The sequence below is a fragment of the Paraburkholderia sp. SOS3 genome, assembly GCF_001922345.1.
In the GTDB taxonomy this organism is placed as follows: Bacteria; Pseudomonadota; Gammaproteobacteria; order Burkholderiales; family Burkholderiaceae; genus Paraburkholderia.
This window is the reverse complement of record NZ_CP018812.1, coordinates 154,361-168,663: the sequence shown is the minus strand read 5'-3', so window position 1 is coordinate 168,663 and position 14,303 is coordinate 154,361. Positions and strand designations below refer to the sequence as shown.

10 protein-coding genes are annotated in these 14,303 nt (G+C 63.1%); 8 read left to right on the top strand and 2 right to left on the bottom strand.

Features of this window, described 5'->3' with window-relative positions; genetic code table 11:
• The first annotated feature begins 146 nt into the window (after nt 1–146).
• Nucleotides 147–4,163, top strand: a complete 4,017-nt coding sequence (locus tag BTO02_RS20805; protein WP_075159161.1) for a DUF748 domain-containing protein — start codon at nt 147–149, stop codon at nt 4,161–4,163.
• 513 nt (nt 4,164–4,676) lie between these two features.
• Entirely contained in the window at nt 4,677–5,534 is an 858-nt protein-coding gene (locus BTO02_RS20800) for a hypothetical protein (protein WP_075159160.1), read from the top strand.
• A 100-nt stretch (nt 5,535–5,634) separates the two neighbouring features.
• On the opposite strand, the gene pdxR is transcribed toward BTO02_RS20800, so the two are convergent.
• Nucleotides 5,635–7,260, bottom strand: coding sequence for a MocR-like pyridoxine biosynthesis transcription factor PdxR (gene pdxR / locus BTO02_RS20795; protein WP_075159159.1), 1,626 nt, complete (start codon nt 7,258–7,260; stop codon nt 5,635–5,637).
• A gap of 186 nt (nt 7,261–7,446) precedes the next feature.
• On the opposite strand from pdxR, the gene BTO02_RS20790 reads away from it, so the two are divergent.
• The 6 genes from BTO02_RS20790 (at nt 7,447) to BTO02_RS20765 (ending at nt 13,716) form a co-directional block, all read left to right on the top strand.
• Entirely contained in the window at nt 7,447–8,538 is a 1,092-nt protein-coding gene (locus BTO02_RS20790; RefSeq protein WP_075159158.1) for an ABC transporter ATP-binding protein, read from the top strand.
• 124 nt (nt 8,539–8,662) lie between these two features.
• Nucleotides 8,663–9,718 carry an ABC transporter substrate-binding protein gene (locus tag BTO02_RS20785; RefSeq protein ID WP_075159157.1) on the top strand — a complete coding sequence of 352 codons (1,056 nt, stop codon included), beginning with the start codon at nt 8,663–8,665 and terminating at the stop codon, nt 9,716–9,718.
• A gap of 36 nt (nt 9,719–9,754) precedes the next feature.
• Nucleotides 9,755–11,017 (top strand): ABC transporter permease, encoded by a 1,263-nt coding sequence (locus BTO02_RS20780; protein ID WP_442953519.1) that lies wholly within the window; start codon nt 9,755–9,757, stop codon nt 11,015–11,017.
• A gap of 29 nt (nt 11,018–11,046) precedes the next feature.
• Nucleotides 11,047–11,892, top strand: coding sequence for an ABC transporter permease (locus BTO02_RS20775; protein WP_075159155.1), 846 nt, complete (start codon nt 11,047–11,049; stop codon nt 11,890–11,892).
• A 439-nt stretch (nt 11,893–12,331) separates the two neighbouring features.
• Nucleotides 12,332–12,973 (top strand): response regulator transcription factor, encoded by a 642-nt coding sequence (locus BTO02_RS20770; RefSeq protein ID WP_075159154.1) that lies wholly within the window; start codon nt 12,332–12,334, stop codon nt 12,971–12,973.
• 29 nt (nt 12,974–13,002) lie between these two features.
• Entirely contained in the window at nt 13,003–13,716 is a 714-nt protein-coding gene (locus tag BTO02_RS20765; RefSeq protein WP_156883933.1) for a hypothetical protein, read from the top strand.
• A gap of 4 nt (nt 13,717–13,720) precedes the next feature.
• Here BTO02_RS20765 and BTO02_RS35195 read toward each other — a convergent pair whose 3' ends face one another.
• Nucleotides 13,721–14,206: a lytic transglycosylase domain-containing protein gene (locus BTO02_RS35195; protein WP_232243623.1), complete on the bottom strand. Its 486-nt coding sequence runs from the start codon at nt 14,204–14,206 to the stop codon at nt 13,721–13,723.
• Between the last annotated feature and the right edge of the window lie 97 nt (nt 14,207–14,303).

Here is a 14,303-nt window from a genome sequence, read left to right as displayed (position 1 = left end):
CGCCGGTTCATGCCGCGGCGGCTCGCGGGCAATGCGTAACAACGTTCTTACATTTGCTCTGCCGCCGCGGCTCAAGACTTATACTTCCGGCAACGCTGACTTCCGTCACTGCGGCGGGCTTGCCGCCGCACGATCCGCGACCGAGAATGGCAAGCCTCAATAAAGCAACGCTCTCATCCTCCCTCCAGGCCGTACGCAACGTTGCACACGCGCGGCGCACTCGCCGTGTCGTCATTGGTCTACTGATCTTCATCGTGCTGTTCGGGCTGCTCGGCTTCTTCGCCGCGCCGCCGCTGATCCGCCATATCGCCGCGCAACAGCTGTCCGAACAACTGGACCGTCCTGCCACGATCGGCCGCATCGCGCTCAATCCCTATACGCTGAATCTCGAAGCCGACCGCATTCATATCGGCGAACGCGGCGGCGCAGGCGACTTCGTCGATATCGAACGGCTGATCGTGCGACCCTCATGGATGTCGCTGTTTCGCGCAGCGCCGATCGTCAACGAAGTGCAAATCGATTCGCCGCGATTTCATATCGTCCGTTATGACGCAAACCGCTTCAATTTCAGCGATCTGATCGACAAGTTTTCAAAGCAGCCCGCGAAGCCCGACAGCAAGCCGACGTTGTTCTCGGTGGCGAACATCCGCCTCGAAAATGGACAGATCACATTCGACGACCGGATGCTCAATGAGAAGCACGTCATCGATCAGTGGAAGCTTGGCGTGCCGTTTATCGCGACGCTGCCGTCGAAGACCGACATCTTCGTCAAGCCGCTGTTGCGCATGCGGATCGACGGCAGTCCGCTGGCGATCGACGGCAAGACCAAGCCATTCGCGGCGTCGCGCGAATCCGAAGTGTCGCTGCGTTTCGAAGGGCTCGATGTGCCGCGCCTGCTGTCGTACGCGCCGACCAGGCTGCCGGTGACGGTGCAGGCGGGCAAGCTGTCGAGCGATCTAACGCTCAATTTCGTCATGTCGGGCGATACGCCGACACTGCGTGTGACGGGCACGAGCGATCTCGCGGACGTCGATGTGGTCGATGCGCAAAAGGCGCCGTTCTTCACGGCGCGCGCGGTGCATATCGACGCCGGTCTGCTCGAGCCGCTCAAGAGCGTCTATCACTTCAACGACATCCGCATCGACGCGCCGACCGCGCATCTGGCGCGCGATAAGGATGGCGTGCTGAGCGTGCAGCGGATGTTTGCCGCGCAGCCGGCGGCGCATGCGGCGGCAAGCGCTCCGGCAAGTGCCGTGGCAAGCAACACAGCAGGCGCTGCGGCAAGCACCGCGACAAGCGCGCCCAATGCCGCCGCATCGGCATCGGCATCGGCATCGGCATCGGCCCCGGCATCGGCATCGGCCCCCGCGGCCGCCGCCAGCGCACCTGCGGCGCCGGCCGAACCCACCGCCGCGCCGCCGCTCGATCTCGCGATCAAACGCTTCACGCTCAGCGACGGCACCATCCAGGTCGCCGACGCCGCCGCGTCGCGCCCTGTCACGACGACGCTGACGAACGTCGACATGTCGCTTACGGACTTCTCGTCGATCGCGAAGACACCGGCGCGCTATACGCTCGGGCTGACGTCGAAGAACAGCTCCGGCACGCTGAACGCGTCCGGCACCTTCGGCATGGTCGCGAAGACCGCCGGCGTCAAGCTCGATCTGAAGTCGCTGTCCCTGCCGCCGCTGCAGCCGTATCTCGACACGGCCACCGCCGCGCAGGTGCTCGATGGATCGCTGAGCGCAAGCGTCGCGCTGAGCGCGAACTGGGCGCAGTCGCCGCTCGCGCTGAAAGTGGGAGCGAGCACGCTCGATCTGCAATCGCTGAAGCTGGCCGCGCCCGGCGTGAAACAACCGGCGGTCGAGCTCGCGAAGGGACACGTGGCATTGAAAGCCGTCGACGTCGGCGCGCGCAAGGCCGACATCGACAGCATCGATGCGACCGGTCTGTCGATCGACGCGATGCGCGAGAAGGACGGCAAGATCAATCTGCTGTCGCTTGCGGGGCCGCCACATCAGCAAGCGCAGGAACGCACCGCGATCCATGCGGTGAAAAAGGCGCAGGAAGCTGGCCCCGCATGGCATTACACGATCGGCGCGCTGAATCTCAAAGACAGCTCGGCAACTTTCACCGACAACACGACCGCGCGCCCGGTCAAGGTCGCGTTCGCACCGCTGCAGTTGAAGGTGCAGCAGATCAGCGACGACCTGACGCGGCCGCTGCCGATCGACCTGCAGGCGACAGTCAACCGGAAGGGCACGCTCGGCGTGCGCGGCGACGTGACCGCATCGCCGCTGAAGCTCGCACTGAAGCTCGACGCCAACCGGCTCGATGCGGCTGCGTTCGAGCCGTACTTCGGCAGTAAGCTCAACGCGACGATCGCCAGCGCGCTGCTCGACGCCAAAGGCGACGTTGCATTCGCGGACGAGCCGGCCAGTCACGGCAGATCGGGCGGCGGGTTGAAGGCGTCGTATCGCGGCGACGCGGCGCTCGTCGATGTGCGCATGCTCGACAAGGTGACGTCCGGTCCGTTCGCGGGCTGGCGTTCGCTCGCGCTGACGAATCTGAAGGCCGACTACGACGCGCGCGGCACCGACGTCGATGCGTCGCGCGTGACGTTCTCCGATTTCTATGGCCGCGTGCTGCTCGATGCGCAGGGCAAGCTGAACCTGAGCGACATCGTCGCGAAGCCCGGCGACGGTGGATCGCGCTCGCTCACGCACGATGACAAGAAGGACGGCAAGGAGCCGATTCCGCTGACGCCGCCCGCCGCGGCCGAAGCCGCGGGAAGCGACGCGCATGCCGCCGCGCTGGCGAGCGCCGCCGCGAGCACGCCTGCGACGGGGCAAACGGCAAGCGCGGCGACGGCCGCCGCACCGCCATCTGCTTCGGCGCCGCAAACGACGGCCGCCGGAGCCAGCGGGCCACAGAACGCGCATCCCGCACAAATCGCCTCGAACAGCGCGCCGGTGAAAATGCACTTCGGAAAGCTGGTGCTGCAAAACGGCCGCGTGACGTATACCGACAACTTCGTCAAGCCGAACTACACGGCCAACCTCGTGGCGATTCACGGCACGGTCGGCGCATTCGGCACGCAATCGACGACGCCCGCGCCCGTCGATATCGCCGCGAAGCTTGCCGCGAACGGACCGCTGTCGATTCGCGGCACGGTCAATCCGCTGATCGCGAAGCCCGCGCTCGACCTGACCGCAACCGCGCACGACATCGAGCTGACGAATCTCACGCCGTATTCGGCGAAATACGCGGGCTATCCGATCACGAAGGGCAAGCTCAACGTCGACCTGCACTACACGCTCGAGAACAATCAGCTAAGCGCGAACAACCATCTGTTCATCGATCAGCTGACTTTCGGCGATCACGTCGAAAACGACACCGCGACGAAGCTGCCCGTGAAGCTCGCGATTGCGCTGCTGAAAAACTCGCGCGGCGAGATCGACGTCGACATTCCCGTGTCCGGGTCGCTTGATAATCCGGAATTCAGCATCGGCGGGTTGATCTGGCGCGCCGTGCTGAACCTGCTGCAAAAGGCCGTGACCGCGCCGTTTTCTCTGCTGGCGCACGCATTCGGCGGCGGCAACAGCGAAGACTACGGCTATGTGCAATTCGCCGCGGGTTCCGCAAAGCTCTCCGACGAGGCCGACCAGAAGCTCGATACGATCGCGAAAGCACTGGCGGATAAGCCGTCGGTGCGCATCGACCTGATCGGCCGCGTCGATCCGGCCGTCGACGAACCGGCGCTGCGTACGCGTTACGTCGACCGCCTCGTCAAACAGCAGAAGCTCAAGGATGTGGTCGGCAACGGCGAGAGTGTCGACACGTCGAACGTAACCGTTGACCCGAAGGAATACCAGAAGTACCTGACAAAGGCATACAAGGATGCCGACTTCAAGAAGCCGTCCAATTTCATCGGCATGACCAAAACGCTGCCCGACGAAGACATGAAAAACGCGCTTGCCGAACATGCGCCGATCAACGAGGCGAGCTTGCGCAATCTCGCGCAACGGCGCGCGCAGGCGGTGCAGCAATACTTCGACGGCAAGATCGACAGTAGCCGCGTGTTTATCGTCGCGCCGAAGCTCGACGCGAGCGGCATCAAGGATAAGGGTCCGACGACGCGCGTGGATTTCGGGCTGAAATAAGACGTTTGCCGCTGCGCACTTGAAGACGGCAATCTACCGGAATAGCGGCGCGATATTATCGCGGGCCGGCTGCCGGCGAGGTGCTATCTACACAGGTCAACCGAGCGCTCCAGATGCCTATCATGGCGTCCATACCGGCCGCGGGCCGGTTTGACGATGGGAGCGCATATGAATGACATCGGTGCTTTGACGATACCCCGCCTATCCTTCGAATCCGGCCACGCGACGTGGCCGGCTGCCATGCCGCTGCGACCGAAACGCGCCAACCTCGAACCCAAATGGCAGTCGAACGCGGAAAGCTGGGCGCAGTTCCAATGCCGGCATTACAAATGGCGCATAGGCATGTCGTCCGATGCGTCCTGTGCGGGAGCGGCTGTTCCGGCGTCTGAAGGCAGGACGCGAACGGCAACGGCGAAAGACGCCGTCTTCGGGGTACTGCTGTCGATATCGGCTGGTGGACCCTTCAATCCAATGGTGGGCGGGCGATTCGCGGGGGCTGCCTCGGTTGCTGCGATGTCGCGCCCAGGCGGCGGGTTGCGCTTCGATATGGCGATTGCCGGCGAGCGGGCGGGCGAAGCGCGCGCCGCCGCGGGTGTCGAGCCGGCAGCCGCATCCACGAGCGCGCAGTCGCCGATGGATACGACCTCGCCGCCGCGCTCGAACGCGCAGTCGCCGATGGACACCACTTCGCCGCCGCGCTCGAACGTGCAGTCGCCGATGGATACGACCTCGCCGCCACACTCGAATGCGCAGTCGCCAATGGACACGACGCCGTCGTCATCGGGAACCGGGCCGGACATCGGCCCTCGCACGCCGGCGTCGCGGGCAATGTACCCGAATCAGAAGGGCATGCTCGAAAAGAAAACGTTCTCGACCGTCTATCGCGCCGCGCCGGTCACCGAGCGCGACGCGATCGAGCATCGCGGCTTCGCGCCTTCCACGGATTTCGGCGGCATCGACAACATGATTTCAGGCGATGCGCTGATCGTTTCCGAGACCGCTGAAGGCGCGCGCATATTCGGCGACTCGGAGTATGGCCCCGGCTACTATGACCTGTACGAGATCGATGCAAGCGGGTTCAAGGGGGCGTCGCTGCAGGACAACGTGGACTTCAATACGCGCGTCGTCGCGACTCGCCTCGGCTATACGCCTGACGCGCTCAAGTCGATGCCGCCGCGCGAAGTCGCGGAAGGTGCACTGGAATTCAAGGAGGCGCATATCGATGCCGGCGCGGGCGACCCACACCGGGTCAGACGGATCGAATACGGCACGCTGCCGCCTCGGGTCGAGTCGAACGAATCGCCGGCGAGCGGCGAATCCCGAAGCGACTCGGACACTGGGGCGGGTTTCCGCGTCACGCTCTCAAGCTGACGCGCGCCTGCACGCCGCGCCGCATCGCCTTTATGCCAAACCCCTTATGCCAAACCCCTTATGCCAAACCCCTTATGCCAAACCCCTTATGCCAAACCCCTTATGCCGCATGCGGCGACCTTCGCCGCGCCTGCAATGAAGTCTGCTCGATGACCTGCGCAAGGCGTGCGAATGCAGGCCCGATTTTTTCGTTCGGCACGCACGCATAGCCGAGCAGCAGCCCGCGCTGCGCCGCCGCTTCGCCGCTGTAATACGCGGCAAGCGGCCGCACGATCACGCCGGCGTCGTGCGCCGCCGCCGCCACGGCGCGATCGTTCGCCTGATGCGGCAAGCCGAGCACGAAGTGCAAACCGGCCTCGTCGCCCATGACAGGCAGCGAGTCTCCGAAACGCGCGGTGATGGCGTCGATCAGCATCTGGCGCCGCTCGCCGTACAGCGCTCGCATGCGGCGCACATGCGAAGTCAGATAGCCATCCATAATAAATTCGGTCAGCACGGCCTGCTGCATCAATTGCCCCTCGCGATACAGTTCGGCCACGCCCGTCCTGAACGTATCGACGAGATCTTCGGGCGCGATCATGTAGCCGATCCGCAGCCCCGGGAACAGCATCTTGCCGAGACTGCCGACATAGATCACGCGGCCCGCGTCGTCGAGGCCCTGCAGCGAAGCGAGTGGCCGGCTGCCGTAGCGGAACTCGCTGTCGTAGTCGTCTTCGACAATCCATACGCCGTGCTGCTTCGCGTATTCGAGCAGCGTGCGGCGTCGCGCGAGACTCATCACCATGCCGAGCGGATATTGATGCGATGGCGTCACGAGAGCGAGTTTCGGCGGTGCGCGCAGATCGGATTCGCTCGGGTTCAGCCCTTCGTCGTCGACCGGCACCGGCGCAAGCGCGAGCCCGGATGATTGCAGCACGCTGCGCACACCCCAGTAGCACGGATCTTCGACCCACGCGCGATCGCCGACATCGGTGAGCAGCCGCACCGCGAGGTCTATCGACTGATGAATGCCGGTCGTGATGATGATCTGGTCCGGTGTGCAGTTGACCGAACGCGCAACACGCAGATAGTCGGACAGCGCGCGACGTAGCGGACGATAGCCGCTGCCGGGCGCATACGTCAGAAGGTCGGGGTGGGTCTGCTTCCACATTTTCGCCTGCAAGCGGCTCCATGTGCGAGCGGGAAACTCCGACACGTCGGGCACGCCGGGCATGAAGGCGCCCCATTGTTTCGGCGACACACCGGCCTCGCGGATCAGCCGGCCCCCGCGTGCGGAGAGCTCGCGCATGCCCGTGGGCCGCGACGGATGAGCCATGTCGGACGTGCGCCGCGCCGCGTCTGCGCCGTCGCGTGCTTCGGATTCCATAAAATCGGTTGGCCGTGCCGCATCGGCGACCGAACCGCCGGCCGCGGCCGCCTTGTGCACCTTGACCGCCCGGCAGTCCGGCCGTGTATCCGCAACATAGGTGCCGCTGCCGGTAGTCGATAGCACATACCCTTCGGCGGTCAGCTGGTCATAGACGTGCAGCACCGTGTTGCGCGCGATACCGAGATCGGACGCGAGCGTGCGCGAACTCGGCAGCTTCGTGCCGGGCGGCAGTTGACTCGTCAGGATGGCTTGCTGAAGCAGCCGCAGCAGCTGTCGATAGGCGGGTTCGGCGTCGCCGCGCTCGCGGCGCGTAGCCAGCCGCACGGCGAGCCAATCCGACAGGATGACCGTGTCCAAGTGGTTCTATCCGGAATAATGAAATGGTTCCATAAAGTGGAACCGTAACCGGCTATATTGGATCGCGCAATCGATGCAATCCCCCGCTGGCGAAGGAGCCACCGCCGGGATTAGACTCATCGGGTGGACCGGAGCCGCAGACACTACGGACAACCAGGCGGACGCTGCGCCAAGGAGACAGCCCACATGAAAACCGCAGACGTGATCGTCAGTTTTCGAGGCGTGCGCAAGACGTATGACGGCGAAACGCTCGTCGTCAAGCAACTCGATCTGGATATCTATCAGGGTGAGTTCCTCACACTGCTCGGCCCATCCGGTTCCGGCAAAACCACCTGCCTGATGATGCTCGCGGGTTTCGAATTTCCGACCGGCGGCGAGATCTGGCTAGACGGCACGTTGCTCAATACGGTGCCACCGCACAAGCGCAACATCGGCATGGTGTTCCAGAACTACGCTCTTTTTCCGCATCTGACTGTCGAGCAGAACGTCGCGTATCCGCTGACCGTACGCAAGCTTTCCCCTGAAGAACGCGCAGGGCGCGTCAATCACGCATTGCAGATGGTGCGCATGGAGAGCTTTGCAAAACGCTATCCGGCGCAGCTCTCGGGCGGTCAGCAGCAGCGCATCGCACTGGCGCGCGCGCTCGTGTTCGAACCGAAGCTCGTATTGATGGACGAGCCGCTCGGCGCGCTCGATAAACAGTTGCGCGAACACATGCAGTACGAGCTGAAATCGCTGCACGAGAAGCTCGGCGTGACCTTCGTTTATGTGACGCACGACCAGGGCGAGGCGTTGACGATGTCGGACCGCGTCGCGGTATTCGACAAAGGTATCGTGCAACAACTCGACACGGTCGATCGTCTCTACGAATCGCCGTGCAACGAGTTCGTTGCGAATTTCATTGGTGACAGCAACCGCTTGCGCGGCACCATCGCGCAGGTCGACGGCGACTACTGCGAATTCCACCTCGCCGACGGCACGCGGCTCGTGGGGCGCAATATCGGCGGCGCGCAGGCGGGCACGCCTGGTGTCGCCTGTATTCGTCCCGAACGCATGAAGCTCGCGCAGAACGCTTCGCAACGCGGCCCGAATGCACTGGCTGGCGAAGCGCGCGGCCTTATCTATTTCGGCGATCACGTGCGGATGCGTTGTGGGCTGCCGCAACAGGACGAATGTTTCGTCAAGGTGCCGCTTGGCACAGAAGCGATCGAACGATTCTCACCAGGCGCGCCGGTCGCGCTCGAATTCGCGCCGGAGCATCTGCGCGTATTTGCATGACGTGTTCACACGATGTGTTCGCATGACGCATTGGCGCGGCAAACGCAGCCGCAAGCGACAAAGCCATTGATCGCATTCACGTAAGACCCAGTCAGGCAGACTATCAATAAACGAGGAGGTCATCATGAAAAAAAGCGGGCAAGCGCGCAGTGCAATTGCGATCGGTATCGCGGCAACCGTTGCCGTATTCGTTGCCGCTCACGCAGGCGCGGCGGAATTGACGGTAGTGAATTTTGGCGGCGCAAATGGCGATGCGCAAAAGGCCGCATTCAACCAGCCGTTCGAAGCGAAGAGCGGCGCGAAGGTCACGGCGGTCGAATACAACGGCGAGCAGGCCAAAGTGAAGGCGATGGTCGAGGCGAAGCACGTGAACTGGGATGTCGTCGAAGTCGAATCGGGCGACCTCGGCCGCGGCTGCGACGAAGGCCTCTATGAAAAACTCGACTGGTCGAAGATTGCGAAGAAGTCCGACCTGATTCCCGAAGCGCCGCAGACTTGCGGTGTCGGCATCTTCGTCTGGTCGACCGCGCTCGCGTACGACGCGGACAAGCTGAAGACGGCGCCGGCGAGCTGGGCGGACTTCTGGGACGTAAAGAAAATTCCCGGTAAGCGCGGCATGCGCAAAGGCGCACGCTACAACCTCGAGTTCGCGCTAATGGCCGATGGCGTCCCACCCAAAGACGTGTACAAGGTGCTCGCGACGAAAGAAGGTCAGGACCGTGCGTTCAAAAAGCTCGATGAACTGAAGCCGAATATCCAGTGGTGGGAAGCGGGTGCGCAGCCGCCGCAGTTTCTCGTGGCCGGCGACGTCGTGATGTCGACCGCGTATAACGGCCGCATCGATGCCGCGCAGAAAGAGGGCAAGAATCTGAAGGTGGTGTGGAACGGCAGCATTTACGACCTCGACTATTGGGCGATGCCGAAGGGCACGCCGAACAAGGCGCTGGCCGAGCAGTACATCGCGTACACAATCTCGTCGCAGCCGCAGCAGGAATACGCAAAGCATATCGCTTACGGACCCGTGAACGAGGCGGCGATCAAATCGCTCGACGCGAAGACGCTCGCGAATCTGCCGAATTCGCCGACCAACGGCAAGAACGCGGTGCTGCAGAATCTGACGTTCTGGACGGACCACGGCGATGAACTCGAACAGCGGTTTGCGTCGTGGGCGTCGAAGTAGATGACGGAATAGACAAGGGCTGAAGGCATGACGACAATCACGATCGCCGCGGATTCGACGCCTGAATCCGCGGGCAGGCTCAAGCGCGAACTCAAGGCCGCCGAATCGCGCAAGCGCGTGATGGCGCTATTGCTGATCGCGCCGCTTGCGATTTTCCTGCTGCTGATTTTTGTCGTGCCGATCGGCGCGTTGCTGACGCGGGCCGTGCAGAACCCGGAAATCGCCACGGCCTTGCCGCGCACAGGCGCCGCGCTGCGCGACTGGGATCTGAAGTCGCCGCCTGGCGACGCGGCCTACGCCGCGCTCGCCGCCGACCTGACCGTGGTCGCCGACGGCGATGCGATGGGCGCGCTCGCGCGACGGCTCAACACCGAAATACCGGGCTATCGTTCGCTCGTCGCGAAGACCGCACGCGCGATGCCGCTCGTCGACGACGCGGGCCGCGCGCTGCCGGCCGCGCAGATTCGCGCGAAGATTCTCGAAATCGACGATCGCTGGGGCGACGTCAGATACTGGCACGCGATTGCAAAGAACGGTGGCCTGTATTCGCCGTTCTACCTGCTCGCATCGCTCGATCACCGGCAGGATGCGTTCGGGCACATCATGCCGACCGATCCCGATCAGCAGATCTACCTCGCGGTGTTCGCGCGCACGTTCGCGATCGGCTTCGTGGTGACGCTTTGCGCGCTGCTGCTCGGCTATCCGCTCGCATACTTGATCTCCACCTTGCCGGAGCGCCGCGCGAATCTCGTGATGATCCTCGTGCTGATTCCGTTCTGGACGTCGATACTCGTGCGCGTCGCCGCATGGATCGTGATTCTGCAGAACGAAGGCCTGATCAACAAGGCGCTGGTCGGCAGCGGACTGATTCACGATCCGCTTGCGCTGCTGTTCAATCGCGTCGGCGTGTATATCTCGATGACGCACATTCTGCTGCCGTTCATGATTCTGCCGCTCTACAGCGTGATGAAATCGATTCCGCCTTCGTACCAGCGCGCGGCCATTTCGCTCGGCAGTCATCCGTTCGCGGCATTCTGGCGCGTCTACGTGCCGCAAACCTACCCGGGTGTCGGCGCGGGCGCGTTGCTCGTGTTCATTCTCGCGATCGGTTACTACATCACGCCTGCATTGCTAGGCGGTCCGAACGACCAGATGGTCAGCTACTACGTCGCGTACTTCACGAACGTGACGATCAACTGGGGCATGGCCTGTGCGCTCGGCGCGCTGTTGCTGGCCGCGACGCTCGTGCTGTATGTGATTTACGGGCGTTTCACGCGCTCGCAAGTCAGCCTCGGTTGAAGGCTCGGAAACCACGGGAAACCGCCGCGATGACGACGAAATTCGCCAAACCGATATTCGCGCCGCACACGTCGCCAATCGAGCGCGTGTGGTACTTCACGTTGCGCGTGCTTGCGGTGCTCACGTTGCTGTATCTCGTGCTGCCGGTGCTCGCGATCGTGCCGCTGTCGTTCTCGTCGAGCACGTTTCTCGTCTATCCGATTCCAGGCTGGTCGTTGCGCTGGTACCAGAACCTGATCGCCTCCGACGAATGGCGGATGGCTGCCAAAAACAGCTTTATCGTCGCGCCTTCGGCAACCGTGCTTGCGACGGTGCTCGGCACGCTTGCCGCGATTGGCCTCACGAAAGCGAATTTTCGCGGCAAGGCGTTGCTGATGGCGGTGCTGATCTCGCCGATGATCGTGCCCGTCGTGGTGGTCGGTGTCGGCATGTATCTGTTCTTTGCACCGCTCGGGCTCGCGAACACGTATGCCGGGCTGATCATGGCGCACGCGGCGCTTGGCGTGCCGTTCGTCGTGACGACGGTCGCGGCTACCTTGCAGGGATTCAATTTCAACCTCGTGCGCGCGAGTCTGTCGCTAGGAGCGAATCCGCTGCAGACGTTCTTTCGCATCACGCTGCCAGTCATTGCGCCTGGGGTGATCTCAGGCGCGCTGTTCGCGTTCGCGACGTCGTTCGACGAAGTCGTCGTCACGCTGTTTCTCGCGGGCGCCGACCAGACGACGCTGCCGCGCCAGATGTTCACGGGCATCCGCGAGAACATCAGCCCGACCATTGCTGCGCTCGCCACGATCCTGATCGTCTTTTCGACCTGTTTGCTGCTCGCGCTCGAGTGGCTGCGCGGCCGCAATGCGGCGCGCGCCGTACGCGCGTAAGTCGCGCATCCGGGCGCACTGCGCCGCCCGTTTCCCTTTCCCCATGTTGCGCTCGCTAGCGTCGTGCTGAGACGGCGGCTAGCCGAACCGCATTTCCGATCGCATTGCTCGCGCGCTTCCTGTGCGCGTGCTCATGCTCTGCGAAATTTCAATACCTGACGAATCCGACAACACGCCGGGAAATTTCCTGGACTTTGAGCGCGTCAACCTGTTTATCCTCGAACCTTCGTGAAAACGGCAACGCAGGCGTAGGAAACAATGAAGGGGCGACCGCAGTGGTGACACATAAGTGATGCATAAAGCATCGGGCGGGTAGCAATGAATCTTTATGACCGCCCACCGGATGGCGCGTGATAAACATTCGGGTCTACGGATAGCGTGTCATCGCGATCTGGTCGGATCGGATGATTGATAAAAAGATAATTTGGAGAACAAAGTCATGACTATGGTTATGATCGTGGACGATCACCCGGCATTGCGTCTCGTGATCAAAACGCATCTGGCGCAGGTAGCCAACATCGAGGACGTGGTGGAGGCGGGAAACGGCCAGGAGGCGGTTGAACTGACGCGCCAGCATTTGCCCGACCTCGCGATCCTCGACCTCGATATCCCGCGTATCAACGGTCTCGACGTGATTCCGCGTCTGCGGCTTGCGCATCCGCACATCCGCGTCATGATCCTGTCGGGCCACGATACGCCAACCTTCGTGCAGCGCGCGGTGCGCGCCGGCGCGCAGGGTTTCGTCAGCAAGACACAGGATATCAGCGAGATCGTGCGCGGTGTGGAGGCGATCCTGTCCGGGTATAGCGTGTTTCCGGTGACGTCCGGAAAGATCGTTGCACCGCTGGCCGGAGAGTTCAGCGAGCACGCCAGGCTCGACCTGCTATCGGACAAGGAACTGATTGTCTTGCAGATGCTCGCGAAGGGCATGTCGAACAAATTGATCGGCGAGGCGCTGTTCATCAGCAACAAGACGGTTAGCAGTCACAAGACACGTATCCTGCAGAAGCTCGGCGTGGACACGCTCGTCGATCTTGTCGATTTTGCCCGGCGCTGCGGCATCGCATCGACACAGCAATGATGGACCGGTATCGCGAATGCGGCGAGCGTATGCTGCCCTCCGAAAGACGTGCGGTTTCGGCCGGCGGCTATCTGCCGCAGACGCGGCGCGTCGATGCGGTCCGCGAACCGTTCGCATGCGGCGAAGTCGCGGAAAGCGGCCAGCGGGCGGTGCGGCTTGCGTTGATGACATGCGAACCGCAGCAGATCGGAACGACGCTCGCGCGTTCGGGCATCTCATCCGATACCCACGACATGCGATTTGCGTTTCTGAAGGACCGCGAGCATGACACGCTTGCCGCGGAGTTGAACGGCATGTTCGTCGACCGCTTGCCATGGCCGCTCGCCAATGGCGGCACCACGGTGCAAGGATGCTGCGCGGTCGTGCTGATCGCGAGTGACCGCCGTTCGGTGAAAGCGCGAGTCGACACGCTTGCCTGCGGCGACGACGCAATCGCGTGCGAGTTCATGCGTATCCTGATCGATACGAACAGCGATGCGTTGGTCTCGCTCCACGATGCGGCGCGCGGCGCGCGATGGACCGAATTCGGCAAGGTTGCGCATCGGCTCAATGGGTCGCTGAAGCTGATTCGCTGCGGCAATGTCGTCCGGCTCGCGTCGCGGATTGAGCAGTCCGCGCTGTGCGGCGACGCGGTGAAAGCACGCGCGATATTGCCGGTTTTCGCGAGCGTCGTGCAAAGCCTCAACGCGGTGATGGAACAGTTGCTGGGGCGGCCCAGCCGAAGTCCGATGCACGGCTGCTGAAGCATCAGCGGCGGCGGGCGCTGGCGTCGGCGGTTTCGACGAACGGTGTTGGCGAGCGCTGCGTGCCGGAAGCCGCCCGACCCGGTTGCGTGCGTAGGGCCAGCACTGCCTGCCGGTAGCGCTCGTATTGTTCAATCACGCGCGGCACGTATTGCTGCGTTTCGCGGTATGGCGGAATGCTGCCGTTGAAGCGGCGCACGGCTTCCTCGCCGGCGTTATACGCGGCGAGCGCCAGCTCCAGATTGCCGAATCGGGCTAGCAGCCGGCGCAGGAAGCGCGCGCCAGCAGCGATATTCTGCCTCGCGTCGAATCGGTCCGAAGCACCGTATAGCCGGCCCGTCGCCGGCATCAGTTGCATCAACCCTGCCGCGCCTTGCACTGACAGCGCGCGCGCATCGCCCGCCGATTCGACGTCGATGACCGCCATCAGCAATGCGCTGTCGAGGTCGACCGCACGCGCGGCTTCCTCGACGAGCGGGAGCAGCACCATGACCTTATCCTTCACGCCCGTCGCGCTTCGCGGCGTTTCGAACTGAAGGACGAGCGATACGCTTTCGTGCGCATCGTCGGATGCAATGCCGGCGCGA

What these genes read in the sequence shown, in the direction of transcription:
- BTO02_RS20805 (WP_075159161.1), top strand. Translation starts at nt 147, where the DNA reads ATGGCAAGCCTCAATAAAGCAACGCTCTCATCCTCCCTCCAGGCCGTA.
- BTO02_RS20800 (WP_075159160.1), top strand. Translation starts at nt 4,677, where the DNA reads ATGTCGCGCCCAGGCGGCGGGTTGCGCTTCGATATGGCGATTGCCGGC.
- BTO02_RS20790 (WP_075159158.1), top strand. Translation starts at nt 7,447, where the DNA reads ATGAAAACCGCAGACGTGATCGTCAGTTTTCGAGGCGTGCGCAAGACG.
- BTO02_RS20785 (WP_075159157.1), top strand. Translation starts at nt 8,663, where the DNA reads ATGAAAAAAAGCGGGCAAGCGCGCAGTGCAATTGCGATCGGTATCGCG.
- BTO02_RS20775 (WP_075159155.1), top strand. Translation starts at nt 11,047, where the DNA reads ATGACGACGAAATTCGCCAAACCGATATTCGCGCCGCACACGTCGCCA.
- BTO02_RS20770 (WP_075159154.1), top strand. Translation starts at nt 12,332, where the DNA reads ATGACTATGGTTATGATCGTGGACGATCACCCGGCATTGCGTCTCGTG.
- BTO02_RS20765 (WP_156883933.1), top strand. Translation starts at nt 13,003, where the DNA reads ATGCTGCCCTCCGAAAGACGTGCGGTTTCGGCCGGCGGCTATCTGCCG.
- BTO02_RS35195 (WP_232243623.1), bottom strand. Translation starts at nt 14,206, where the DNA reads ATGGTGCTGCTCCCGCTCGTCGAGGAAGCCGCGCGTGCGGTCGACCTC.